Below are 25,259 nucleotides of genomic sequence, written 5' to 3' on the forward strand. Positions count from 1 at the left end.
GATTTTTGTGGCGACACGTTACTCGCGCCGGTGAATTCAGGCAAGCATAAGATAGGTGGCCGAGTATGAGTTTTTATTCGAAGACGTGTGTGGTGGAGGTATGCTCCAACCATCGGACTAGAACCCTATTCCATTAAGGCTATTTTACTTGCCATTTTTGCCTCGGGCAGTGCTCGAAATCCTCACGTACTCCGTGTACGCTCCGGTCCCTGCGTGCTGTCCGCGGCCAAACTGACTGCGCCAATTACACCTGCTGGGATGGGGGTAAAGGCGAGGTGTACCGGCGTAAACCGGAATCTGTCACCACGCCTTAGGCGGCAATCAGGCGTCTTTGATACGCCACATACAATAGAGCGTGCCAACGATCATCAGCAGCGCAAACAGGAAAACGGCGTGATAGTTCCAGATCTCCGCGACAATCCCGGCCAGCGAACCGGAAATGATCCAGCCAACGCGGGTGGTATTGGTAAATAGCGTTGTTGCCGCTCCCGCCTGCCCCGGCATTAAATCCTGAAAATAGAGCATCCCGATTCCGGCCAGAATACCGATGAAAGTCGCGTTTAATACTTGCAGCGCCAGCAGAGCAGTTTCCTCGTTGAAAACGATCAGGCCACCATAAAACAGTAGCCCAGAGGCAACGGCAAGTCGCATCAGGAAACGTTTTCCGAAGCGCTTAGCCACATAACCGGCAATCAACATCACGGGGATTTCCAGCCCGGCGGCAACGCCCATCATAATACCTGCTAACTTTTCCGGCAGATGAAGCTCATGCACCAGATAGAGCGGCATATTAATGAGGTAAATGCCGTTACAGGTCCACATCAAGGTACAGGCGACGAATAGCAGCAGTGTGTCTCGGCGATTACGCCGTGGCGATTCCAATGTGGAGGTCGTCTTCTCCATCGTTTTAGGCATGGAGGGGAGGAAAAGTTTGACCAACAAGCCGCAGAAAATAAAGACAGCGGCGGCGGTCAGATACATAACCGTAAAACCAAACCCCAGCGCCAGCGCGAAAGCAATCGGGGGGCCGACTACCCAGGCGAGGGAAATTTGCGCGCGGAGTATCGAACTGAACATCGCCGCTTCCCGACCGGTTTTATCCGCGTGCTCTCGTGCCAGCGCAAAAAGTTGTGGTGTCGCAGTCGAGCCAAAGCTGCTTAGCAGAACGCCGATAATCAGTAAAATAAAGTAGTTACGGTTCCAGGCAAACAGCATACAGGCGAGGGCGCCTAACAGGCAGCAGCAGAAGATGAGTGATTTTCGATCGCCCTGACGGTCAGAACGTGTGGCTAACATTTGGCTGACGGCAATGCCGATAACCGCACTGCCGGTATAAAACATTCCCACCATAAAAGGGCGAGCCTGTACCTCAGTAGAGAGAAAAAGGCTAAGCGTTGGCAGTTGCAACGCGCCGGCCGTTCCGGTCAAGAAAGCAATGATCAAGAAGGCTGACGATGTCAGATCAAGCGGGCGTCGCGAAGTATTGGCTGGAGTAAACATAAATGGATAGCGCTTGGAAAATAGGCAGAAGCTGTCGAGCGCGACATACTACTCGTGTTCTTTCTGAAACAGAAATCTTGTTTCATTATTTTTCGTCAGCTTTCCTTCAGCTAATTGCGGATTTTTATTGGTGAGCGGAGTGGCCTCCGCGCTAAAATGTGCGTGATGTCAAAATTCTGTTACGCCGATAATGCAGAATGCTTGCATAAACGACGTAATGGCATGAGACTTTTGAAACGTTTCAGCGGCGTTATTTTTACAACGCCCCACTCATCGACACATTTTTTTCTCACAAAAGCTGAAACGATTCAACTTTCAGCAAGAGAGGAGAGCCATGTTCCAGTTGTCACAGCAAGATATTCATTTGGGCGCAGAGGCCAGCAATAAGCAAGAGGCTATCGAGCTTGTTGCTTCAGCACTCGTCAGTGCCGGATGTGTGAACGCAGGGTATGTTGACGGCATGCTACAGCGCGAACAGCAAACATCCACTTATCTGGGAAGCGGTATCGCTATCCCTCACGGAACAACCGACACCCGCGATCTGGTAGTGAAGACCGGAGTTCAAGTATTTCAGTTTCCTCAGGGGATTGCCTGGGGGGAAGATCAAACCGCTTATGTAGTGCTGGGGATTGCCGCCCGCTCCGATGAACATCTGGCTTTACTGCGTCAACTAACGCATGTCTTAAGCGATGATCGCGTGGCTGCCAGTTTGGCCAGTACGACTTCAGCGGAAGAGTTGCGCAGCCTGCTGATGGGTGAACAGCAACAGGCGGCATTCTGTTTTGATACCTCATTAATTTCTCTGGATGTGGCGACCGACAATCTGGTGACGCTTCAGGCATTGAACGCCGGTCGCCTTCAGCAGGTAGGTGCGGTAGATGCGAGCTTCGTCAGCACCGTTGTCAGCAATAAGCCGTTGAATTTAGGGCAAGGCGTGTGGTTTAGCGATAGCGCAGTGGGGAACCTTAGCAGTGCGGCAGCCGTGGCGCGTCCGGTAACGCCCTTTAGCGTTGACGGTGAAAAAGTGGCGTTATTAGTGACGGTGGCTGCGGCTGACGATCAAGCCGTTGCCCCAGTCGATTACCTGAGCAAATTGCTTATCGCACAAAAAGCGGAACGTTTGCTGACGGCTGATGCGCCGACGCTGTTAGCGTTACTGACCAGCGACGTTCCTGAAGAGAGCAACGTATTGACGGCCGAATTTATCATTCGCAACGAACACGGCCTGCACGCCCGTCCGGGAACGATGTTGGTGAATGTCATTAAACAATTCAACAGTGAAATCACGGTAACGAATTTGGATGGCACTGGCAAACCGGCCAACGGCCGTAGCCTGATGAAGGTTGTCGCGCTAGGCGTGAAAAAGGGGCACAAACTGCGTTTCACCGCCAGCGGTAGTGATGCGGAGCAAGCGCTGGCGGCCATTGGCGAAGCAATTACGTCAGGTTTGGGCGAGGGGGCAGCATGAGCAGGAGAGTCGCTACCATCACCTTGAATCCCGCTTATGATCTGGTTGGATATTGTCCGGAAATTGAGAAAGGTGAAGTCAATTTGGTGCAGACCGCAGGGCTGCATGCCGCAGGGAAAGGAATCAATGTTGCTAAAGTGCTGAAAGATCTTGGTATTGATGTCACGGTTGGTGGCTTTTTGGGCAAAGATAATCAAGATGGATTTCAGCAATTGTTCAGTGAACTGGGCATCGCCAACCGTTTTCAGGTGGTGCCGGGGCGCACGCGTATTAATGTAAAATTAACCGAGAAAGGCGGTGATGTTACCGACTTCAACTTTTCCGGCTTTGAAGTGACGCCACAGGATTGGCAACGTTTCGTTAACGATTCTCTGAGTTGGCTGGGGCAGTTTGACATGGTCGCGGTGAGCGGGAGCTTGCCCGCTGGCGTCGATCCCGATGCCTTTACCGACTGGATGTCGCGGCTGCGTACGCAGTGCCCCTGTATCATTTTTGACAGTAGCCGCGAAGCGCTGGTGGCCGGACTGAAGGCTTCGCCCTGGTTGGTGAAACCGAACCGCCGGGAACTGGAGATATGGGCAGGGCGTAAATTACCAACGCTGGCGGATGTGGTGGATGCCGCCCACGCACTGCGTGAGCAAGGTATTGCGCATGTGGTGATCTCCCTGGGGGCCGAAGGCGCATTGTGGGTAAATGCCTCTGGCGCATGGCGTGCCTTGCCACCCGCCTGCGATGTGGTCAGTACCGTCGGAGCGGGCGATTCGATGGTCGGGGGATTAATTTATGGCTTATTAATGCGTGAGTCCAGTGAACACACGCTGCGTTTAGCTACGGCAGTTTCCGCGCTGGCCGTTAGCCAAAGTAATGTCGGTATTACCGATCGTCCTCAGTTGGCCGCCATGATGGCGCGTGTCGATCTGAAACCCTTTAACTGATACAGCAGGAGATAAACAATGAAAACGCTGCTGATTGTGGATAAATCACTGGGGCTGGCGAGAAGCCACCTGGTGAAGACGTTACTCAGTGCCGCCGCTGCCAAAGCAGGGGTGACATTTACCGAACACGCTGACGAAGCCGAATTGGCGATTGTGCTCGGCGCATCCGCCGGAGCGGATGCTGCACTCAATGGCAAACGGGTTTACGTGGGCGATGTAGCGCTGGCTGCTTCTCAGCCGGAAGCCTTTTTAGCTAAAGCACAGGCTGAAGCAACGACGTATCAGTCTATCGCGTCAGCTTCCGTTCAGCCAGCGGCTACGGGCAAACGAGTTGTCGCTGTAACGGCATGTCCGACCGGCGTCGCACACACATTTATGGCGGCAGAAGCGATCGAAAGCGAGGCAAAAAAACGCGGCTGGTGGGTAAAGGTAGAAACGCGCGGTTCCGTTGGGGCGGGCAATCCGATTACGCCTGAAGAAGTCGAGCAGGCCGATTTGGTCATAGTCGCTGCGGACATCGAAGTCGATCTGGCGAAGTTTGCTGGCAAGAAGATGTATCGTACCTCGACGGGATTAGCGTTGAAGAAGACAGCGCAGGAACTCGATAAAGCGGTTGCAGAAGCGAAAGTGTATCAACCCGCCGCGCAATCCAGTGCGTCAGGGGCTGATGAGTCGGGGCAAAGAAGTGGAGCGGGCCCTTATCGTCACCTGTTGACGGGGGTTTCTTACATGTTGCCGGCCGTGGTCGCCGGTGGTCTGTGCATCGCACTGTCATTCATGTTTGGCATTGAAGCCTTTAAAGAACCGGGAACCTTGGCGGCGGCGCTTAAGATGGTCGGGGATGCCGCATTTACGTTGATCGTACCGCTTCTGGCGGGCTATATCGCTTTCTCCATAGCTGACCGTCCTGGACTGGCGCCAGGGTTAGTGGGAGGTGTGTTAGCTGTCGGGATGGGGGCGGGTTTCCTTGGGGGGATCATCGCCGGGTTCCTTGCGGGTTATATCGCCAGGGCGATCAATAATCATATTCACTTACCGCAGAGTATGTCTGCTCTGAAGCCTATTCTGATCATTCCATTGCTGGCGACGCTGATCATGGGGCTTATCATGATCTATGCCGTAGGCGCGCCAGTGGCAAAGATTTTGGCTGGTCTGACTGATTGGTTGCAATCCATGGGCACGGCAAATGCGGTGATCCTGGGGGCGGTACTGGGCGGTATGATGTGTACTGACATGGGCGGGCCGCTCAACAAGGTGGCTTATGTCTTTGGCACGACCTTACTCAGCAGCCAGATTTACGCGCCGATGGCGGCGGTCATGGCGGCCGGCATGGTGCCTCCGTTGGCGATGGGACTGGCAACCCTGCTAGCAAGCAAGAAATTCAATCCGACAGAGCGTGAAGGCGGTAAGGCTGCACTTATTTTGGGGCTGTGCTTTATTTCCGAAGGCGCGATCCCTTACGCCGCACGCGACCCTATGCGCGTTTTGCCATGCTGCATTATCGGTGGGGCACTGACCGGTGCGCTGTCTATGGCGATAGGGGCTAAATTAATGGCGCCGCACGGCGGTTTGTTTGTGCTATTGATCCCCGGCGCGATTACACCGGTTATCGGATATTTGCTAGCGATCGTGGCGGGAACCGCAGTGGCTGGCGTGCTTTACGCGTTGCTAAAGCGCCCTGATGACCAACAGGTGACCATCGCATAAGCGTTATTGCATGGATTTAAATCTGTAGAGGAAGGGCCAGGCGGTTAATATCGACTGGCCCTTTGATATCTAGCGCGGCTAATCAACACGCTGCTTCGGACTTGAGCCAGGCGATTTCGTTGGCCCAGATAGCGGGATTGATGGTTTCAAGAATCATTGGGATACCGTCAAAACGGGCGTCTTTCATAATGTAGCTAAACGCGGTTTTGCCGATATTTCCTTCCCCCAAACTGTGGTGTCGATCAACACGACTGGCAAACAGGCTTTTTGCATCATTCAAATGCATTCCGCGTAGATAGCGAAACCCAACAATACGATCGAACTCAGCGAAGGTCGCTTCGCAAGCCGCTTCTGTGCGCAGATCGTAGCCGCCAGCGAAGGCATGACAGGTGTCGATACAGACACCGACGCGGCTTTTATCATGCACGCCTTCAATGATGGCGGCCAGATGTTCAAAACGGAAACCCAGATTACTGCCTTGCCCTGCCGTATTTTCAATCACCGCGGTGACGCCTTCCGTCTCCGCCAGCGCGATATTGATAGATTCAGCGATACGCGCCAGGCAGTCCGTTTCCGCTATCTGTTTTAGGTGGCTACCAGGATGGAAATTGAGCAAACTCAGGCCGAGTTGCTGGCAGCGGAACAGTTCATCAATAAATGCACGGCGGGATTTTTCCAAGGCCGTGTTGTCCGGGTGGCCGAGGTTAATCAGGTAACTATCATGAGGCAAAATCTGTGCCGGCGTATAGGCATACTGTTCACAGGCGGCTTTAAAACGGTCGATAACGTCGGCGCTCAGGGGCGCGGCCTGCCATTGGCGCTGATTTTTGGTAAATAAAGCGAAGGCCGTTGCCTGTAGCTCGTGCGCGCGTATCACAGCCTGATCCACACCACCTGCGGCGCTCACATGTGCCCCAATATATTTCATGTTTTTCTCCTCCAATAACGCCGGCATTATGCCATCGTCGTATAGATGAATGAGGCATTAGCGGTAAATCATTCATCAATAGCCGAATAAGTGTGCGAAGAACAGGTTAATACCGGCTCCCCCGATCGCCAACCAGATGAATAGAATCAGCGCCAACACCAGCGGCTTGGTTCCTGCCTGGCGGATGGCGTTAAATCGGGTAGTCAGACCCAGAGCAAGCATCGCTATCATTAATAGCATGTTATCAAGTTGAACGAAGTGTGCGACCAGCGTTGGAGGAAGCAGCGATAAAGAATTAAAGGCCGCGACGACAATAAATCCCAATGCAAACCACGGGAATATCAGTGGAACGGCAGGGGCTGCATCATGTCGGTGTGCCGTCCTTCTTAGAAAGAACCCGAGAATGAGGAGAAAAGGGGCCAGCATCATGACGCGCAGCAGTTTGCTGACCACGGCGATATTTTCTGTCACCTCATTAATTGCATGTCCCGCCGCAACGACCTGCGCAACTTCATGGATTGTTGAGCCCAAATACAGGCCAATGATCTGCGGTGTTACCTCAATCCAATGATGTTGGATATTGAGATAATAGAGCCATGGCGAGAGAAACATCGATGCCGTGCCAAAGATCACCACGGTTGAAACGGCGACGGCAATAGCGTCCCCAGAGGCTTTGGCAACCGGAGCGGTTGCCATTATGGCTGCCGCACCGCAGATGCTATTGCCTGCCCCGATAAGGATCACCGTGTCGGTGCCGAGTTGTAGCCAGCGCTTACCGACCCAACAGGCGAGTAAAAACGTCAATACGAGAAGGGTAAGATCGACGGCGATACCGAGAAAGCCGATGGAAGCAACCTGCTGAAAGCTAAGTCGAAATCCATAAAGTATGATTCCCCAACGCAGTAAATATTGTTTGGCCCACTGCACACCGGGATCGCATAAAGGATGAATACGCGCATAAACGCTATTTCCCAATACGATTCCTACCAGGATCGCTAATGTCAGTGAGCCGAGTCCCCATTGGGTGATTTTAGGAATCTTTGCCAGCCAGAGAAGTGAGAAAGTGATTAAACTTACGAGTAACAGACCAGGTAAACGTGCTTTCGTTTTATCGGGCACGACCAGCACACGTAATGCGGTAAGAAGAGCCATAGTGGGCACCTATTCTGTGAGTACCGAATAAGGCGCAAGCTTATAATCCGCGGGATTAAAAGAGAAATTGATTATATATTTATAACCTATAGGTATTTCAGATAAAGAGCGCACTATGCATATCACATTACGTCAATTGGAAGTCTTTGCCGAAGTTCTTAAAAGTGGTTCAACGACACAGGCCTCCGTAGTGCTTTCCCTGTCTCAGTCAGCTGTCAGTGCCGCACTGGCGGATCTAGAAGGGCAGTTAGGTGTTCAACTCTTTGATCGTGTGGGCAAACGTTTGGTGGTGAATGAACATGGCCGCCTGTTATATCCCAAAGCTTTGGCGCTGCTTGAACAGTCGGCAGAAATTGAGCGACTCTTTCAGAAAGATAACGGCGCACTGCGAATTTATGCCAGTAGTACGATAGGTAACTACCTATTGCCTGCGATGATTGCCCGTTTTCGCTATGATTATCCCGATATTCCTCTAGAGTTACATGTCGGTAATACGAGAAATGTGATCGCTCGAGTGTCTGAATTCAGTGTTGACGTGGGCTTGATTGAAGGGCCTTGTCACCACCCTGATTTGGTTACGCAACCGTGGTTGGAAGATGAACTCGTCGTTTTCTGTTCTCCCGAACATCCCCTTAGCCGAGGTACTGTATCATTAGCGGCGTTGGCGGATGCGCATTGGATCCTGCGTGAACCAGGTTCAGGGACGCGCGAAGTGCTGGATCATCTGCTATTGACGCATTTATCACATTTTCATCTGATTATGGAACTGGGTAACTCGGAAGCGATTAAGCATGCCGTGCGCCACGGAATTGGTATCAGTTGTCTGTCACGGCATGTGATTGCGGAACAACTATCGTCAGGTTCGCTGGTAGAACTGAAGGTGCCATTGCCTAAACTTACAAGGACGCTGTATCTGGTACACCATCGACAGAAGCATCTTTCCAATGTGTTAAGGCGTTTCCTGAGTTATTGCTGTGAAATGCCATAGCGAAAAGATTTCCTGCTGCTAATGATAGGGCGTGAGTTATTAAGCTCTCTTATAATTCGACGATCTTAATTATTCGCTACCATGCGATTTGCTACAATCCGGCCTCGATTTTTAGCACGAGCACGCAGGATAACCATGGCTCAGCACGATATTCAACCAACCCATCAGGGCACACCGACCCTACGCCGTGAACTCAAAGCACGGCATTTAACCATGATCGCCATTGGCGGATCGATTGGCACCGGCTTATTTGTCGCGTCCGGTGCGACAGTCTCACAGGCTGGCCCCGGAGGGGCGCTTCTGTCTTATGCCTTGATTGGGCTGATGGTCTATTTTCTCATGACAAGCCTGGGCGAACTGGCGGCGTTTATGCCGGTGTCTGGGTCATTTTCAACCTACGGCTCCCGCTATGTGGATGAAGGTTTCGGCTTCGCGTTGGGTTGGAACTATTGGTACAACTGGGCAGTGACTATTGCAGTAGATCTTGTCGCCGCGCAATTGGTGATGGGATATTGGTTCCCTGACGTTTCCGGTTGGGTTTGGAGCGCGCTGTTTTTAGCGCTAATGTTCCTGCTTAACTATATTTCAGTGAAAGGTTTTGGCGAAGCTGAATACTGGTTCTCACTGATTAAAGTGACGACGGTGATTATTTTTATTGTCGTTGGCGTGATGATGATCACGGGTATCATGAGCGGCGCGGATAATGCGGGTTTTCATAATTGGGAAATTGGCGATGCGCCGTTTGCCGGGGGCTTTTCTGCGATGATTGGGGTCGCCATGATCGTCGGTTTCTCTTTTCAAGGAACCGAACTGATTGGTGTCGCGGCGGGTGAATCCCAAGATCCAGGGAAAAACATTCCCCGCGCTATTCGTCAGATTTTCTGGCGTATTTTGCTGTTTTATATCTTCGCGATTCTGATTATTAGTTTAATCATTCCTTATACCGATCCCAACCTGCTGCGTAACGATGTTAAAGATATTACGGTAAGCCCATTCACGCTGGTGTTTGAAAACGCGGGCCTACTGTCTGCCGCGGCGGTCATGAATGCCGTCATTCTGACGGCAGTGCTGTCGGCGGGCAATTCGGGAATGTATGCTTCTACGCGCATGCTGTTTACGCTGGCAGCAGAAGGCAAAGCGCCGCGTATTTTCGCCAAGCTGTCAAAAGGCGGCGTGCCACGTAATGCGTTGTATGCCACTACCGTGGTGGCGGCACTGTGTTTTCTTTCTTCTTTATATGGCAACCAAACGGTTTACCTGTGGCTACTGAATACCTCTGGTATGACAGGTTTTATCGCCTGGTTGGGGATCGCCATCAGCCATTACCGTTTCCGTCGTGGTTATGTCATGCAAGGCCATGACCTGAGCCGCCTGCCTTATCAATCGAGTTTCTTCCCGCTGGGGCCAATCTTCGCGTTTGTACTTTGCCTTATCATCACGCTGGGGCAGAATTATCAAGCGTTTCTGGAAGATAAAATCGACTGGTACGGCGTGACGGCGACGTACATCGGCATTCCGTTATTCCTGCTGATTTGGTTCGGCTATAAGCTGTATCGTGGAACGCGCTTCATCAAGTATCAAGAGATGACATTCCCAGATCACCAAGACTAACCGCAAACGCAAGGTTAACGGGCGACTCCCTGGCGGGTGTCGCCCTTTTTTTATGTGGATTTGGTGATAAACGCCGCTTAACGATCGGGCGTACCCTTCCGCCGATGGAGGTCGAGCCTATCCTGGTCGCTCTACTTGGCGCAGTCAGTTTGGTCGCGGACCGCGCAGAAACCGGAGCCTAACGGAGTTGGTGAGGATTTCGAGCACTGCTCAAGACCAAAATGGCAAGTAAAGTCGCTCAAGTGGATAGGGGCTAACGACGGCCCTGACATATTCGGTACTTTTCATTAGCCAATATAGAAGCTAGATAAACTTATTTTTTTTGTGATATTTCTTAATATCAACGTTGGTAATACCGATCGTCGATATTAATTATATTAGGTATTGTTAATTGCCTTAATGCTGACTACGCTTCACGTTACGGAGTGATGGATTTCCGATGAGGCAGGAAGTGTAACGTTATTAATACGTTCGTTGTCTTGTGTCATACAGAGAATTTATTCATTATTTTTGTATGAGAATACCTGTCGTGATTTCCGACTGCGGAACCGTAATGTCTATAATCGGAAATCAGTGTATGAATAGCAACCAGGGCACGATGATGTTAAAGATTACTTTTTTGGACAAAGGCTCATTGCCAGAAACCATTTTTATGAAAAAAACCAGCTTTAGGCGCCCACAGTGCCGCCATGAATGGATCGAGTACAGCTATACCGCTCCTGAACAAGTGATCTCCCGAGCGCAAGATACCGATGTTATCATCACTAATAAGGCGCTTTTAACACGAGACACTCTGGCGGCATTGCCTGCACTCAAGTTGATCGCTGTTGCAGCAACAGGGACTGATAATATCGATCTTGACGCGGCGCAGGAGCGAGGCATCACGGTCAAGAATGTACCGGGTTATTCAACGCAGGCCGTATCAGAGCATGTGATAGCCATGATTTTCGCGCTAAAGCATAGTTTAATGGCGTGGTATCGCGATCAATTGGGCGACCGCTGGGCTAGTCAGTCACAATTTAGCTATTTTGATCACCCTGTAAAAGATATTGCAGGTTCAACACTGGGTGTCATTGGTGCAGGAACCATTGGGCAGGAAGTCGCACGTTTGGCTCAGGCGCTGGGTATGAAGGTAATTTTCGCCGAGCACCGCGGCATTGTGCAGTGTCGAACAGGCTATCTGCCCTTTGAGGAAGTGTTACGTTTAGCTGATGTTATCTCCCTCAATTGCCCTCTCAATGCGAGCACGCGGCATTTGATTAATGCAGAAACGCTTGCGTTGTGTAAGCCCACCGCGTTTATTATCAACACCGCCAGAGGCGGGCTGATCGATGAAAGTGCGTTGGCGACGGCTCTACGCCAGCGTGTTATTGCCGGTGCCGCGCTAGACTGCCTAACCGAAGAACCTCCCCAAAAAGATAACCCCTTAATGATCGCCGCGAAAACCCTGCCGAATCTTCTGATTACGCCGCATATCGCCTGGACTTCCGCCTCATCACTGCAATTACTGATGGAAAAAACGATTGAAAATATTGATGAGTACGCTCAGAGAAATGGCTATAAATAGAAGGTAAATTGATTTGGGCGGGTAGCCCGGCAGAGAAAATAGGCTATTCATCAATTTTTTAATTAATGATGAAAATCGAACGCATTATCGCAGAAATTCTTTCGCTGACGGTTATTTGTTCACCGTCTACGGAAAATGAATGTGATTTCAAGCATGAATGAGGTCGATGAAAAAACGTTATTTTCTGTGATTATTCTTATTTTACTTGTCATTATGAACGGCACGCTTCATCTATTAATGATAACGAAAGTAAATAATAAATAAGATGGAATAGTTCAGCGCCTAGCGCTGTCGTAAACATCATACCTTGCGCCAATGGCGTCCGGAGAGTGTACCAGCATGCACATAATGACCGTTCGCGTACCGGTTAGCCCTGCCAACGGTTTCTCTTTTCTGGTGTTGCCGCCAATTGCCAGAAGGAAGAGGCGGAGCGTTGTCTCCGCCTCTACTTTATTGGGTTTTCTCGCAAGGGAATGAGTTCTTGATAAAGCGGGTGTAGTAGCGGTACTTCGTCGCACTGGCCATCAGCTCTTCATAAATCATGCGCGCAACGCCGCTATAAAGATAGATGCTTCCATTAAGCAATTCGACCTCTAACTGACTTTTCTCGGCATCATATCCCACGGCATACAACTCTGTTGATGAAACGCGTTTTCTCTGCAAAATGTATTACTCCCAACACGTTAATATCGCTTCCTGACGATATACCACTTTTCCGGCCTGCTCGCCAGATTGTGTTATGTCTTGATATAAAACAGCAGAATATCCTTATATGGCCGAGAGTAATTAGTAAACGCTCACAGAATGCCTGACTTGTCACCGTTTGCCGAGTGGTTGCTCATATCAGCGTCTCACCCCCAGGTAAAGAGCGCGATACTGCACGCGCTACCGACATCATTCAAATAAATACCGGGCGTGGAAGCGCAGATGATCTTCGATAAAACTGGCAATGAAGAAGTAGCTATGGTCATAGCCAGATTGTATCCGTAGCGTAAGTGGCCACGCATGCTGTTTAGCCAGCGCTTCTAATTTTGCCGGTTGCAACTGGTCGGGCAGGAACTGATCGCCATCACCCTGATCGATCAGTATAGGCAATGTCTTCTGGCTCGTGGTCAGTAAGTGGCAACTGTCGTATTGCAACCACTGTGTTTCATCTTCGCCAAGATAGGCGGTAAATGCCTTACGTCCCCACGGCACCTGGCTCGGGTTAACAATGGGAGCAAACGCCGATGCAGACAGGTAGTGCTCAGGATTACGCAATGCCAACATCAGCGCACCATGCCCGCCCATTGAATGACCACTGATGGATTGACGATGGTTCACCTTGAAATGCTGCTTGATCAGATTGGGTAATTCGGTGTTGATATAGTCATACATCTGGTAGTGTGCTGCCCAAGGGGCTTGCGTGGCATTGACATAAAACCCGGCACCCTGTCCCAAATCATACGCATCATCGTCGGCAACGCCCTCGCCGCGAGGACTGGTGTCCGGCATCACCAGTACCAGACCCAGTTCGGCAGCCACGCGTTGGGCGCCGGCCTTAGTGGTAAAATTCTCGTCGTTACAGGTTAACCCTGACAGCCAGTAAAGTACGGGCGGCGGCGTATCATTCTGTGTCGGCGGCAGATAAATGCTAAATGTCATGGTGCTGTTTAGCGTTTCAGATCGATGACGGTAGCGTTGTTGCCAGCCGCCAAACATACGGTGTTCTTCCAATAGTTCCAATGGTGAGTTCATCGCGTTACAGGCTCCTGTTAATTCATGAGAATGGGCATTAGCCGAAAAGTATTCAGGATAAGAGGTTGCCCCCGTACCTTAATTTGCATGTCGTGTTGATCTTGTTTTGCCATCGGTGCAGAGTCATTGCCGATGGCAAGTCATTACTTGTCAAAAATACCTACTTCAAACTTACAGGGACGTTTGTTCAATAATCAATTTCTTAAGCGCCTCAACATTAGGGCCGAAAGCGCCACGCCGCCAGACGAGCCATGTGGTGACGTCCGCGATATCGGCGGGTAATTCGTGAACCTGAACGCGTGCGCCCGCAGGCAATGATGCAAGGACGGCATAGGGCAACACCGCAATGCCGGCACCGCAGGCGACACTGGCAAGCATGGCATGATACGACGGTATTTCAACAACGTTGTCTGGTACTACGCCACTTTGGTGAAACCAGTTTTCAATGCGCTTTCGATAAGCACTTCCAGGGCCAAAGGCAAATAAGGTCTGGTGGCTGGCATCTTGTGCGTAGCGAATCGGCGCAAATCTGGGATCGGATATCAGCACCAGTCGCTCCGTAAAACAGGCACAGCCATTCAGTTCATCGTAGACAGCAGGACCGTTAACGAATGCGGCTGCGAGCGTGCCTGCGCGCACGCGCTCGATAATGTCTAAGGATGTCCCAGTCGTGAGAGACAGCGAGACAGTCGGGTAGCGTTGATGATAATCCCCTAATAGCGCAGGCAACCGGGTTGCGGCCGTACTTTCTATTGCGCCTAACGCGAAATTGCCCGCAGGTTCGCCGGTGTGCATCATGCCGATGGCTTCCTCGCTGAGTGCCAGAATACGTTGGGCATAGCATAGAAAATTGTGGCCAATCGGCGATAAACGCAGACGTTGTTTCTCGCGGATAAACAGGTCTGACCCTAGCTCCTGTTCTAACTGGCGTAACCGCGTGGTGAGATTTGACGGCACACGATGAAGTTGCTCTGCGGCGCGTGCCACTGAACCGGTTTCGGCAACGAGACAAAACATGCGCAGTTGAGTCAAATCCATAAATTGCTCTTTTTGTGAATAACTATTGTGTTCTTATTCATTTTTCGTGAATTGTAGCCGCGTGTCCGATCTTTCGCAAGTGGCCAACCTTGCCCAGAGGTGCAGATAGCAATATACAATCGCTGGATAATCGTGACCGTCTCAACTAGAGTGTTGGCGGCGCTAGGGTTTGGCCAGAGCATGACCGTGCAATAGTAGAGTTACACCTGCAGGAGAAAAATAATGTCATCACTAAGTAAAGAAGCCGTTATGGTGCATGAAGCACTGTTGGCACGCGGCTTGGAAACGCCGTTGCGCGGCGCGTTATTGGATCGGGATACGCGTAAGCAGCGGATCGCCGAGCATATGACGGAAATTATGAATCTGTTAAGCCTCGATCTGGGTGATGACAGTCTGGCCGAAACGCCCGTGCGTATCGCTAAAATGTACGTAGATGAGATATTCTCCGGCCTGGACTATGCCAATTTTCCCAAAATCACCATCATTGAGAACAAAATGAAGGTGGATGAAATGGTTACCGTGCGCGATATCACGCTAACCAGCACCTGTGAGCACCATTTCGTGACGATCGATGGTAAAGCGACCGTGGCCTATATTCCAAAAGATGGCGTCATCGGATTGTCGAAAATCAACAGAATCGTCCAATTTTTCTCACAGCGTCCTCAGGTACAGGAACGCTTAACGCAGCAAATTCTGGTCGCGCTGCAAACGCTGTTAGGGACGAACAACGTCGCCGTGTCGATTGATGCGGTGCATTATTGCGTGAAGGCTCGCGGTATTCGGGATGCAACCAGCGCCACAACGACGACATCGCTCGGCGGCTTGTTTAAATCCAGCCAGAATACGCGTCAGGAATTCTTACGTGCCGTACGCCACCCCCATTGAACCTCGCTAACCAGCGATGATTTGACAATGTAACCGATATGTCTTCTCCTCATTCGCTCTCATCACCGCCTCCATCTGCGCGGATCGCCACGCTGGATTTTGCGCGTGGCGCCGCTATTTTAGGCATTCTACTGCTGAATATTACGGCATTTGGTTTGCCCCATGCGGCATACTTGAACCCTGCATGGCAAGGTGCGCCCACACTCTCGGATGCCGTAACCTGGGCAGTGATGGATCTGCTGGCACAGGCAAAATTTTTGACGCTGTTTGCGCTTCTTTTCGGCGCAGGGTTGCAGCTTTTGCTGCCGCGAGGGACGCGTTGGTTACGAGCGCGGCTGTTCTGGTTGATGATCATCGGGTTCATTCACGCTATTTTCCTATGGGATGGCGACATCTTGCTCGATTATGCAGTAATTGGTCTAGTGTGCGCGGGTATGATTCGCCAGGCGGACAGTAGCCATGTGCTTATGCGGATGGGCGGACTTCTGTATCTGGTTGGAATTGGCGTGTTGTTCGTATTAAGCCAGATCCTTAGCCTACAACCGGGGCGATTTTGGTTGCCTGATATCGCGGATATAGCTGATGAAGCGAATTGGCGGGCGCTAGGAGGGCCAGCAGCCTGGGAGAATCGACTCGATTTGTTGACGGACAGTTTATTGTCGCTGGGTGTGCAGTATGGTTGGTTGCTGGCGGGGTCAATGCTCTTCGGCGCCGGTTTGATGCGTAGCGGCTGGTTGAAAGGCGAATGCAGCACGGCACACTACCGTAAGGTGGCGTTATGGCTAATTCCCCTCGGTATGGCGATTAACAGCATTGGTGTGGCAGGGCAGTGGCTAGTGGGGTGGGAATATCGCTGGAGTGGGCTGTTATTACAGATCCCTCGCGAGCTGAGTTCACCGCTACAGGCGATAGGTTATCTGGCGCTGTGCTATGGCTTTTGGCCAACGTTGAGCCGCTGGCGCATCGCGAGCTGGATTACAGATGTTGGCCGTATGGCGCTAAGCAACTATTTACTGCAAACGCTGATTTGCGTGTTCCTGTTTAACCAACTTGGCCTATTTATGGTGTTCGATCGCCTGCAACTGCTGGCGCTGGTTCCTGCCATATGGATCGTCAATCTGATCGTGTCCCATTATTGGCTGCGTGCTTTCCACCAGGGGCCGTTAGAATGGCTATGGCGCAGGCTGACCGACGCGCTAGGGAAATCGGCGTAGAAATACGCTACGGCGTGGCGTGTATATCGTGTGCTTCGGATGGCGTCTCAGCTTTTGCTGCCCGATTGGGTTTTGCCTGATGGACTGGCAGGGACAGTGCCTGCTTTGGCAGGACAGCCGGATAATCGGGAGTTCCCTCTGGGATGGTGTGCTCCGCAGGGATCGGCACCAACGGCCCTAAAAAGCGCGGCTCTCGTTTAAGGATATAGAGATCGAACAGGGCACCCAGACGTGCGCCAAATTCACGTATTCGCACGGTCATCATGTCTTTGGGCGAAGGTACGGCATAACATTGCGCCTGAATGCCAAGATGCAATGCAATGAATAGAGCACGTTCACAATGAAAGCGTTGGGTGATGATGGTGAAATCGTTGGTATCAAACACTTTACGTGTTCTGACAATCGAATCCAGCGTGCGAAACCCGGCATAGTCAAGCACGATATCGGAAGGGGAAACGCCCGCAGCGATTAAATCGCGCCGCATGGTCATCGGTTCGTTGTAACTTTGTAGTGCGTTGTCACCACTGAGCAACAAATAACTCACTTTACCGCTGTTATAGGCGTTGAGCGCCCCCTGCATACGGAAGCGATAATATTGATTGATGACGCCGGTTCGGTAGTATTTCGCGGTGCCTAATACGACGCCGACCTGGCGTTTCGGTAAGGTCTGGATGTCATCATAAATAAACGGCGCGGTCTCCCAACTGATCCAACGATCAAAGGCAAAAGCAGTGAATAGCGGCACGCTAATAAGGGCTAACAAACCAAATGTCAGGCGTTTCCACATGCTTATGTCTCGAATATGGCGAGTTAAGTTACCGTGCCTCAAGGCTACTTTACCTGAGAAGGGGACGCAAGGCACAGGCGAAGCGCGGTGGGGGTATTGCTTGATTTTTCTGCGGTTGGGCCAAAGAAACCTGAAACGAAGCGCCAGTCTTTTGGGCAAAAAACTGGCGTATGAGAGGGTTAAATCCGGCTCCCCCAAAGATCATACTCGTCTGCGTATTCAATTTTTACGTTGACGATATCACCGACGCTCACCCCCGTCTCACCGTTCAGATAAACCGTGCCGTCTATCTCTGGCGCATCCGCCATACTGCGGCCAATGGCTCCTTCTCCATCAACTTCATCGATCAGCACAAGCAGGTTACGGCCAATTTTATCCTGTAATCGTTGGGCAGAGATGGCTTGCTGAAGTTGCATAAAGCGGTGAAAACGCGTTTCTTTAACGTCTTCCGGCACCTGATCGGGTAATGCGTTAGCCGCTGCGCCCTCAACCGGACTGAATTTGAAACAGCCAACGCGGTCAAGTTTAGCCTCCTTCAGGAAGTCGAGCAGCATCTGAAAATCGTCTTCTGTCTCGCCGGGAAAGCCGACAATAAAGGTCGAGCGTAGCGTCAATTCTGGGCAAATTTCACGCCAGCGTTTAATGCGTTCCAGCGTTTTGTCTACCGCGCCTGGGCGCTTCATCAGTTTAAGAATTTTTGGGCTGGCGTGCTGGAGAGGAATGTCCAGATAAGGCAGGATTTTGCCTTCCGCCATGAGCGGAATCACGTCGTCAACATGCGGGTAAGGGTAGACATAGTGCAGGCGAACCCACACCCCCAGCGACGCTAATTGTTCACACAGGCTTACCATGCTGGTCTTGACCGGTTGACCATTCCAGAAACCGATACGCTGCTTCACATCGGCGCCATATGCGGATGTATCTTGTGAGATTACCAGCAGCTCTTTAACGCCAGCATCAACCAAACGTTTCGCTTCATCCAGCACCGAGCCGATTGGCCGACTATCAAGATCGCCGCGCATGGAAGGGATGATGCAAAACGTACAGCGATGGTTACAGCCTTCTGAAATTTTCAGATAGGCGTAATGCCGCGGTGTCAGTTTCACGCCTTGTGCGGGAACTAAACTCGTAAAGGGATTATGTACCGGCTTTGGGACATACCGATGTACGTGCGCTAGCACTTGCTCGTAGCTGTGCGGCCCGGTAATTTCCAGAACCTTGGGGTGAACTTCGCGGATTTGGTTTTCTTTGGCGCCCAAACAGCCCGTTACGATAACTTTTCCGTTCTCATTCAGCGCTTCGCCGATGGCTTCCAGCGACTCTTGAACCGCGCTGTCAATAAAACCGCAGGTATTGACGATCACCAGTTCAGCATCATCATAACGAGGGACAACCTGATAGCCTTCAGTACGCAGTTCGGTCAAGATTCTCTCGGAGTCGACGAGATTTTTCGGGCAGCCGAGGGAAACAAAGCCAATACGGGAGTGTTGCATATTATTTGCTCACAAGATAAACAGAAAATAAAAACCGGAGGATTCTACACCATTGGTGATTATCCTTATAGTCAGTGGCGTGAAACGTCGCATTTTAGCGCCGTGGCGATGCGGTTCTACAGCGGGTTTCTTCAATAAATGTAAACCTCGTTGCGTTTTTTTGTACAAACACCGCCTGCCGCCTAAATTTATAGGACTTTTGTTGGATGGAGACAACGTTATGTTCTATTCCCCGATGCCTCGCAATGCAGTTTCATATGCCTTATTTCGACGATTTTCTACTGTTCTTTATGGGTTACTGCTTAGTATGACGCTGCTGTTTTCCTGCTCATTATTCGCTGCTGAACCGAAGGTGACAGAATTACAAGATAAACTGGATCACCCGTGGTCATTAGCGTTTTTACCGGATAATCAGGGCATTCTGATTACAGAACGCGTCGGGAATTTGCGTCTATGGAAAGCGGGCAGCGCGCTATCTGCGCCGATTGCCGGAGTACCGAAGGTCTTCGCTAAATCTCAGGGGGGATTGCTGGAGGTCGCGTTATCGCCCGATTTTGCACAGAATCGGCGTATCTACCTGAGTTTCGCCGAAGAGGGTAGCGATGGAAAAGCGGGAACCGCTGTCGGCTACGGAAAACTCTCCGAAGACAACCAGCGTTTAGAGAATTTCACGGTTTTCTTCCGTCAGGAACCGAAATTGTCGACGGGTAACCACTTCGGCGGTAAGTTGGCTTTTGATCGTCAAGGATTCCTGTTTATCGCGCTGGGTGAAAATAATGTGCGCCCGAGCGCACAGGATCTGGATAAATTACAGGGCAAAATTGTGCGCCTGACCGCCGAGGGCCAGGTGCCGCCCGATAATCCCTTCATAAATACCCCCGGCGCACGGCCGGAAATCTGGTCCTACGGTCATCGTAATCCGCAGGGATTGGTGATTAACCCCTGGTCTGGCGCGCTGTGGGAACATGAGCATGGACCAAAAGGCGGCGATGAAATCAACATCCCACAAGCGGGTGAAAATTATGGCTGGCCGTTGGCAACGCATGGCATTAACTATTCCGGGTTAAAGATCCCTGAATCACAGGGTAAAGAGGTCGCTGGCATGGTAAATCCCGATTTCTATTGGGAGAAATCACCGGGCATCAGCGGCATGGCCTTTTATAACAGCGATCGCTTTCCGCAGTGGAAAAATTCGCTCTTCATCGGTGCGTTGGCTGAGAAAAACCTGATTCGTCTGACGCTGGAAGGTGACAACGTTGTGTCACAAGAGCGCTTGCTGGACGATCGCGGAGAACGAATCCGTGAAGTAAGGCTGGGGCCTGACGGCTACCTCTACTTGCTGACCGATCATGATAATGGCAAGTTGCTGAAAGTCGGGCTGGAGTGAAAAGACAGGCACCGAAAGGTGCCTGATTGACTTATGACAGTGGAATCATCACGTGTTTCTGATAGGCAGGCCGCTCGGTGAGCTGCTGATACCAGCGTTCCAAATTAGGATGAGAATGCTGTTCAATCGGCATATTCAGCCAGCCATAAGCAATGCAGCCTAGTGGAATATCGCCAATACCGAATTGTTCACCGGATAACCATGGCTGATCGGCCAGAACGGTATCGACAATGTCTAATAACCGTTCACATTCGATACGGTTCTTGTGGACCAGCGCCATGTCGCGTTTTTCCGGGGCGATGCGCACCATATTAATGAACACAGGGCCGAAAGCGGCGGCGAGAGTGATGGCCCAATCCATCCACTTTTCGGCGTTTGCACGTTTAGCGGCATCGGGGATATACAGTGAATTTTGTCCATACTGTGCGGCGAGGTAACGCACAATAGTGTTGGATTCCCACAACACCACATTGTCGTCGCGTAAACAGGGGATCAGGCCATTCGGGTTCATCGCCAGGTACTCGGCCTCATGATTAAGACCAAATTGCCCTCCAGCGGGAATTTGTTGATAGGGCAGCGCCAGTTCCTCCGCACACCACAAAACTTTCTTTACGTTAGTCGAGCTACTACGGCCCCAAATCGTTATCATGCTTGCCTCTCTCTCTGTGAAACTTGTCCGGTATTCTGCGACAGTTTATGGAAATAATGATATGCCTTTTTCGTCTTTATGATTTACCGCGCCATTCTTAATATTAAATATTAACAGCAAGCTATATTTTACGGGAATGTGACAAAATGAAACTGATACGTTCTGTTGGTGCCTTACTGGGCATCACATTATTTACCGCTGGCATGCAATTGGCGGTAGCCAGTAGCGGTCCGCAAACGATCACCTTTGGCGTAGCGCCTGGGCCTTATGGTGACATGGTCAATTTAGCCATTAAGCCCGAGCTAGTGAAAAAAGGCTATAAAGTTGTCGTACGCGAATTCAGTGATTACGTTCAGCCTAACCTGGCGCTGGCTAACGGTAGTATTGATGCTAACCTTTTCCAGCATACGTTATATCTGGAAAAATTTGCCGAAGATAAAGGGTTAAGCATTTCACCGCTGATTACTGTGCCGACGGCCAGCATGGGCTTCTATTCGAAGAAAATCAAATCGCTGGACGAACTGAAAAAAGGAGACATTGTCACACTCTCTAATGATGCCACTAACCTGGCGCGAGGTTTGCGTTTCCTACAATCATTAGGGCTAGTGACGATTAAACCCGATATCGATCCAACCAAGGCGTCGGAGAAAGATATTCTTACTAACCCCCGCGGGTTAGTGTTCAAACCCTTAGAAGCCGCGCAATTGCCACGTACGCTGGATAGCGTGACAGCCGCGCTGGTGAATGGGAATTTCGCCCTGGCATCCGGTATGAAACTGTCATCGGCGATTAAGTTGGAAACATTAGACGAGAACTTGAAGAATGTTATTGCCGTCCGTACCGACGATCTCGATAAACCTTTTGTGCAAGAGATAAAAGCAATTGTGCAATCACCGGCGTATGCGGCTGTGATTGACGATCCGTCACTAATGTATAGTCAGTTCCAAAAACCAGAATGGATGAGGGCAAAAATGCCAGCGACAGCACAATAGACTTTTTATTATCTTCCAGTTATCTACTATCAGCCGGTCAATTACCGGCTTGTTCTTTGTCATCAAGCATAATATCTGAATTTTCCAATGTAGTTCATTTTTGCTAAGACACTTTTTTATCAGCGTTTTTAGTATTTTTCATCAGAATACCTCCGGGAATCCCCGTCCTTCAGGGCGGGGAGCAGCCAAATCTTTGACTATCTTTACAGAAGAAACGGTTTTCATCTCTCAGATGACGCGTTACCTTTATATAACTAAATTTTTCAAAACATATTGAAAATCAATAAATTTTAATGATTGATGGATATTGTGGCGGCCCGATGAAAAAGACTTCCTTCCTGATCAAATTCACGTATTGCTCTGTAGGCGCGATATTACTTGCAGGGTTGGTGCCCTTCACTTATGCAGAACCCTTATTGCCTGTAGCACCACAAATAGATGCTAACGCGTTTATCCTGATGGATTATAACAGCGGCAAGGTGTTGGCGGAGAGTCATGCTGATGATCGCCTTGACCCTGCCAGCCTGACTAAAATTATGGCGAGTTATGTCATTGGTCAGGCGATAAAATCGGGCAAAATTAGCCCAACGGATGTCGTGACGGTAGGAAAAGATGCCTGGGCTACAGGTAATCCTACGCTGCGTGGCTCATCACTGATGTTTCTCAAACCGGGCGATCGTATTCCTGTCTCCGAGTTAAATAAAGGCATTGTTATTCAGTCTGGTAATGATGCCAGTATCGCTTTGGCTGATTATATCGCGGGCAGTCAGGATGCGTTTATTAGTCTGATGAATAATTACGCTAAAGCGTTAAATTTAACCAATACACACTTTCTTACGGTACATGGTCTTGATGCGCCTGGTCAGTACAGTACTGCCCGCGATATGGCACGACTTGCGCAGGCGCTCATTCGCGATGTGCCGGATGAATATGCACTGCACAAAGAAAAAGAATTCACTTTCAACAATATCCGTCAGCCTAACCGCAATCGTCTGTTATGGAGCACCAACCTGAACGTGGATGGTGTAAAAACGGGCCATACCAGTGGCGCGGGGCATAATCTGGTCGCTTCGGCAACGGAAGGTGATATGCGGCTGATTTCTGTGGTGTTGGGGGCCAAAACGGACGCCATCCGCTTTCGTGAAAGTGAGAAATTGCTGACATGGGGCTTCCGCTTTTTTGAAACGGTAACGCCCATCAAGTCAGACACGCCGCTTACTACTCAGCGCATCTGGTTTGGTAGCGAAAAAGAGGTTCGGCTTGGCGTCGCACAGGATGCGGCGTTGACCATCCCGAAGGGGCAAATGAAGAATTTGAAAGCGAGTTTTACGCTGAATCAGCCGTACCTTTCCGCGCCGCTCACCAAGAATCAGGTTGTGGGTATCATCGACTTTCAACTCAATGGAAAAAGCATAGCGCAGCGGCAGTTGGTCGCAATGGATGATATTCCACAGGCTGGTTTCTTTAGCCGCCTCTGGGATACGGTGGTGATGAAGGTACAGCAATGGTTCGGCGGGTTATTTAGTTAATTTCCTGCATGGATAAACTGAATATGATTACTGGCAAAGTAGCGTAGATACGCTTTGTCGGGATCGCAGTCGGAAATCACTGTATCAAACTGTGTTAGTGGACCGATGCAGGCGCGCTGAATCTGGCCAAATTTGCTATGGTCTACAACGATGACGTTTCTCTGTGCCGTGGCTATTGCACGTTGCTTCATAGCGAGTTCGGCAAAGTTAAAGCAGGTTGCGCCAACGGCAAGGTCGATGCCCGCCGCAGAGATAAATGCTTTATTCGGACAGATGTTTTCCAACTCGCCATGTCGGTTGAGCGGGGTAAAAATCGCGTTATCGGGATGATATTGCCCGCCGCACAAAATGACGGTACATGCGGTTTTTTCCTGCAGCGTCAAAAAAGTATTCAGGGAATAGCAAATCGCGGTAAAAGGTAAATCATCAGGAATGGCATCAATGATAAAAGGAATTGTGGTGCCACAGTCAAAAAAAACGGTATCGTTAGCGTCAACTAGAAAGGCGGCGGCGGTGCCGATTGTCTGCTTTTCCTTAACGTGTTTGGTTTGCTGGTCGGAGACAAAATAGTTTGTCGTCCCCTTGTTTTTCAGATCGCTTACCACATAGCCACCGAGCAACATTACATCGGTGGTATCGGCATTGAGATCGCGACGCACGGTCATCTCGGACACGCCGAGCAGCTTTGCGGCGTCTTTCAGATGGAGCTTGTCGGTTTTCTTTAACGCCTGAATTAACCTGCTAATTCGTTTATTACGCCGTGTTTCCATCACATTCTCAGTCGGTCAGCGATCGTTGTTGTTGGTGCTTTTTTGCAGCGGCAATTCACCTGACACGATAGCCACGCCGGAACGGGTTCCGATGCGTGTCGCTCCCGCGTCGATCATGCGTTGTGCCGTCTGGCGATCGCGAATAGCACCAGAGGCTTTTACGCCTATTCTATCGCCGACGATGTTACGCATCAGCCTAACGTCCTCCTCGCGAGCGCCACCCGTGCTGAAACCTGTCGACGTTTTGACAAAGGAGACGTCTAACTGGCGGCACAGTTCACACACTTGCACGATTTGCGCAGCATTTAGCAAACTCGTTTCCAATATTACTTTCAACGGAATTGCGGCGCAAACCGCCTGCACCGCCTGAATATCGGCTTTAACCGCCGCGATATTGCCACTTTTCAGCCAGCCAACATTAATTACCATGTCGATTTCCTGAGCGCCGGCATCAATAGCTGCTTTGGCTTCAAAAGCCTTGCTGGCAGTTAGGCCGGCCCCGAGAGGGAAACCGATGACGGAACATGCCTGTACGCCTGAACCTTTTAGTTTTTCAACAACTAAGGGAATGTAGCCTGAATTGACACAAACGGCATAAAAATGGTGCGCTAGCGCCTCATCACAGAGTTTTATGATTTGCTGTTCCGTCGCATCCGCAGTTAGTAGTGTGTGATCGATATAGCGTGCGTAGTCAACCATGATAAACCCTCAGTCATATTGGCAAATAATTTGCTGTCGTGATTATGACATCGCGTACCTTTACAGTCATTTAAATAACAAAAAAGACATTTAATGTTAACGATGCAACAAATAATAGATTCGATGGAATTTGCGTGCAGATAACTGAAAGGTCGTAAAACGTATAACCTTAGATGGCGCGGCGGGCAAGAAAATACCCATCGTTCTTTAAAATGGCGAGAAC

At 50.5% G+C, this 25,259-nt stretch carries 22 protein-coding genes; 11 read left to right on the top strand and 11 right to left on the bottom strand.

The genetic code is table 11. The annotated features are described in order from the left end of the window. Positions 1 to 321: 321 nt before the first annotated feature. Entirely contained in the window at positions 322 to 1,500 is a 1,179-nt protein-coding gene (gene setB, locus RFN81_RS07190; RefSeq protein WP_264498427.1) for a sugar efflux transporter SetB, read from the bottom strand. A 334-nt stretch (positions 1,501 to 1,834) separates the two neighbouring features. Here setB and fruB point away from each other — a divergent pair, with 334 nt between their 5' ends. Genes fruB through fruA form a run of 3 tightly spaced genes read left to right on the top strand, consistent with a single transcriptional unit; the run spans position 1,835 to position 5,610 of the window. Continuing rightward, positions 1,835 to 2,968, top strand: a complete 1,134-nt coding sequence (gene fruB / locus RFN81_RS07195) for a fused PTS fructose transporter subunit IIA/HPr protein (protein ID WP_264498428.1) — start codon at positions 1,835 to 1,837, stop codon at positions 2,966 to 2,968. Beyond that, positions 2,965 to 3,903, top strand: a complete 939-nt coding sequence (gene fruK / locus RFN81_RS07200) for a 1-phosphofructokinase (protein ID WP_264498429.1) — start codon at positions 2,965 to 2,967, stop codon at positions 3,901 to 3,903. Before fruB ends, fruK begins: the two co-directional genes overlap by 4 nt. Positions 3,904 to 3,921: 18 nt before the next feature. After that, positions 3,922 to 5,610, top strand: a complete 1,689-nt coding sequence (gene fruA / locus RFN81_RS07205) for a PTS fructose transporter subunit IIBC (RefSeq protein WP_264498430.1) — start codon at positions 3,922 to 3,924, stop codon at positions 5,608 to 5,610. A gap of 82 nt (positions 5,611 to 5,692) precedes the next feature. Here the strand turns inward: fruA and nfo are convergent, their stop codons facing one another. Together nfo and RFN81_RS07215 are read right to left on the bottom strand one after the other, a co-directional pair. Continuing rightward, the gene (gene nfo, locus RFN81_RS07210; RefSeq protein ID WP_264498431.1) at positions 5,693 to 6,538 is read right to left on the bottom strand and encodes a deoxyribonuclease IV; all 846 of its coding nucleotides are present in this window, start codon (positions 6,536 to 6,538) and stop codon (positions 5,693 to 5,695) included. Positions 6,539 to 6,613: 75 nt separating this feature from the next. Continuing rightward, the gene (locus tag RFN81_RS07215) at positions 6,614 to 7,690 is read right to left on the bottom strand and encodes a YeiH family protein (protein ID WP_264498432.1); all 1,077 of its coding nucleotides are present in this window, start codon (positions 7,688 to 7,690) and stop codon (positions 6,614 to 6,616) included. Between the two features lie 115 nt (positions 7,691 to 7,805). Between RFN81_RS07215 and yieE the strand changes: the two genes are divergently transcribed. The 3 genes from yieE to RFN81_RS07230 all read left to right on the top strand — a co-directional run bounded on the left by yieE (position 7,806) and on the right by RFN81_RS07230 (position 11,856). Further along, the gene (yieE, locus tag RFN81_RS07220) at positions 7,806 to 8,678 is read left to right on the top strand and encodes a DNA-binding transcriptional regulator YeiE (protein WP_264498433.1); all 873 of its coding nucleotides are present in this window, start codon (positions 7,806 to 7,808) and stop codon (positions 8,676 to 8,678) included. 135 nt (positions 8,679 to 8,813) lie between these two features. After that, the gene (locus RFN81_RS07225) at positions 8,814 to 10,289 is read left to right on the top strand and encodes an amino acid permease (RefSeq protein WP_264498434.1); all 1,476 of its coding nucleotides are present in this window, start codon (positions 8,814 to 8,816) and stop codon (positions 10,287 to 10,289) included. Between the two features lie 577 nt (positions 10,290 to 10,866). Further along, positions 10,867 to 11,856: a 2-hydroxyacid dehydrogenase gene (locus RFN81_RS07230; RefSeq protein ID WP_264498435.1), complete on the top strand. Its 990-nt coding sequence runs from the start codon at positions 10,867 to 10,869 to the stop codon at positions 11,854 to 11,856. Between the two features lie 450 nt (positions 11,857 to 12,306). Here the strand turns inward: RFN81_RS07230 and RFN81_RS07235 are convergent, their stop codons facing one another. From RFN81_RS07235 to ptrR, 3 genes are all read right to left on the bottom strand, one after another. Further along, positions 12,307 to 12,519, bottom strand: a complete 213-nt coding sequence (locus RFN81_RS07235; protein WP_264498436.1) for a KTSC domain-containing protein — start codon at positions 12,517 to 12,519, stop codon at positions 12,307 to 12,309. Positions 12,520 to 12,750: 231 nt separating this feature from the next. Next, positions 12,751 to 13,593, bottom strand: coding sequence for an S-formylglutathione hydrolase (gene fghA / locus RFN81_RS07240; protein ID WP_264498437.1), 843 nt, complete (start codon positions 13,591 to 13,593; stop codon positions 12,751 to 12,753). Positions 13,594 to 13,764: 171 nt separating this feature from the next. After that, positions 13,765 to 14,631 carry a putrescine utilization regulator PtrR gene (gene ptrR, locus RFN81_RS07245; RefSeq protein WP_264498438.1) on the bottom strand — a complete coding sequence of 289 codons (867 nt, stop codon included), beginning with the start codon at positions 14,629 to 14,631 and terminating at the stop codon, positions 13,765 to 13,767. Positions 14,632 to 14,853: 222 nt separating this feature from the next. Between ptrR and folE the strand changes: the two genes are divergently transcribed. Next, positions 14,854 to 15,516: a GTP cyclohydrolase I FolE gene (gene folE / locus RFN81_RS07250; protein WP_264498439.1), complete on the top strand. Its 663-nt coding sequence runs from the start codon at positions 14,854 to 14,856 to the stop codon at positions 15,514 to 15,516. 38 nt (positions 15,517 to 15,554) lie between these two features. Then, positions 15,555 to 16,730: a DUF418 domain-containing protein YeiB gene (yeiB, locus tag RFN81_RS07255; protein WP_264498440.1), complete on the top strand. Its 1,176-nt coding sequence runs from the start codon at positions 15,555 to 15,557 to the stop codon at positions 16,728 to 16,730. Between the two features lie 7 nt (positions 16,731 to 16,737). On the opposite strand, the gene sanA is transcribed toward yeiB, so the two are convergent. Together sanA and rimO are read right to left on the bottom strand one after the other, a co-directional pair. Beyond that, positions 16,738 to 17,517, bottom strand: coding sequence for an outer membrane permeability protein SanA (gene sanA / locus RFN81_RS07260; RefSeq protein ID WP_264498441.1), 780 nt, complete (start codon positions 17,515 to 17,517; stop codon positions 16,738 to 16,740). 179 nt (positions 17,518 to 17,696) lie between these two features. Continuing rightward, positions 17,697 to 19,010, bottom strand: a complete 1,314-nt coding sequence (gene rimO, locus RFN81_RS07265) for a 30S ribosomal protein S12 methylthiotransferase RimO (protein ID WP_264498442.1) — start codon at positions 19,008 to 19,010, stop codon at positions 17,697 to 17,699. Between the two features lie 220 nt (positions 19,011 to 19,230). Between rimO and RFN81_RS07270 the strand changes: the two genes are divergently transcribed. Continuing rightward, positions 19,231 to 20,397, top strand: a complete 1,167-nt coding sequence (locus tag RFN81_RS07270; RefSeq protein WP_319800193.1) for a PQQ-dependent sugar dehydrogenase — start codon at positions 19,231 to 19,233, stop codon at positions 20,395 to 20,397. Between the two features lie 31 nt (positions 20,398 to 20,428). On the opposite strand, the gene RFN81_RS07275 is transcribed toward RFN81_RS07270, so the two are convergent. After that, the gene (locus RFN81_RS07275) at positions 20,429 to 21,046 is read right to left on the bottom strand and encodes a glutathione S-transferase family protein (protein WP_264498444.1); all 618 of its coding nucleotides are present in this window, start codon (positions 21,044 to 21,046) and stop codon (positions 20,429 to 20,431) included. A gap of 146 nt (positions 21,047 to 21,192) precedes the next feature. Here RFN81_RS07275 and RFN81_RS07280 point away from each other — a divergent pair, with 146 nt between their 5' ends. Both RFN81_RS07280 and RFN81_RS07285 read left to right on the top strand, forming a co-directional pair. Beyond that, complete coding sequence (locus RFN81_RS07280) at positions 21,193 to 22,038, top strand: MetQ/NlpA family ABC transporter substrate-binding protein (RefSeq protein WP_264498445.1); 846 nt, start codon at positions 21,193 to 21,195, stop codon at positions 22,036 to 22,038. A 320-nt stretch (positions 22,039 to 22,358) separates the two neighbouring features. Continuing rightward, a complete protein-coding gene (locus tag RFN81_RS07285; protein WP_264498446.1) occupies positions 22,359 to 23,567 on the top strand; it encodes a serine hydrolase in 1,209 nt (402 codons plus the stop codon). Here RFN81_RS07285 and deoR read toward each other — a convergent pair. Then, positions 23,564 to 24,337: a DNA-binding transcriptional repressor DeoR gene (gene deoR / locus RFN81_RS07290; RefSeq protein WP_264498447.1), complete on the bottom strand. Its 774-nt coding sequence runs from the start codon at positions 24,335 to 24,337 to the stop codon at positions 23,564 to 23,566. The two genes, RFN81_RS07285 and deoR, sit on opposite strands and share 4 nt — an antisense overlap. Before the next feature lie 15 nt (positions 24,338 to 24,352). Continuing rightward, entirely contained in the window at positions 24,353 to 25,036 is a 684-nt protein-coding gene (deoC, locus tag RFN81_RS07295; RefSeq protein WP_264498448.1) for a deoxyribose-phosphate aldolase, read from the bottom strand. Positions 25,037 to 25,259: the final 223 nt, after the last annotated feature.

The sequence above is a fragment of the Pectobacterium cacticida genome (assembly GCF_036885195.1).
Classification (GTDB): domain Bacteria; phylum Pseudomonadota; class Gammaproteobacteria; order Enterobacterales; family Enterobacteriaceae; genus Pectobacterium; species Pectobacterium cacticida.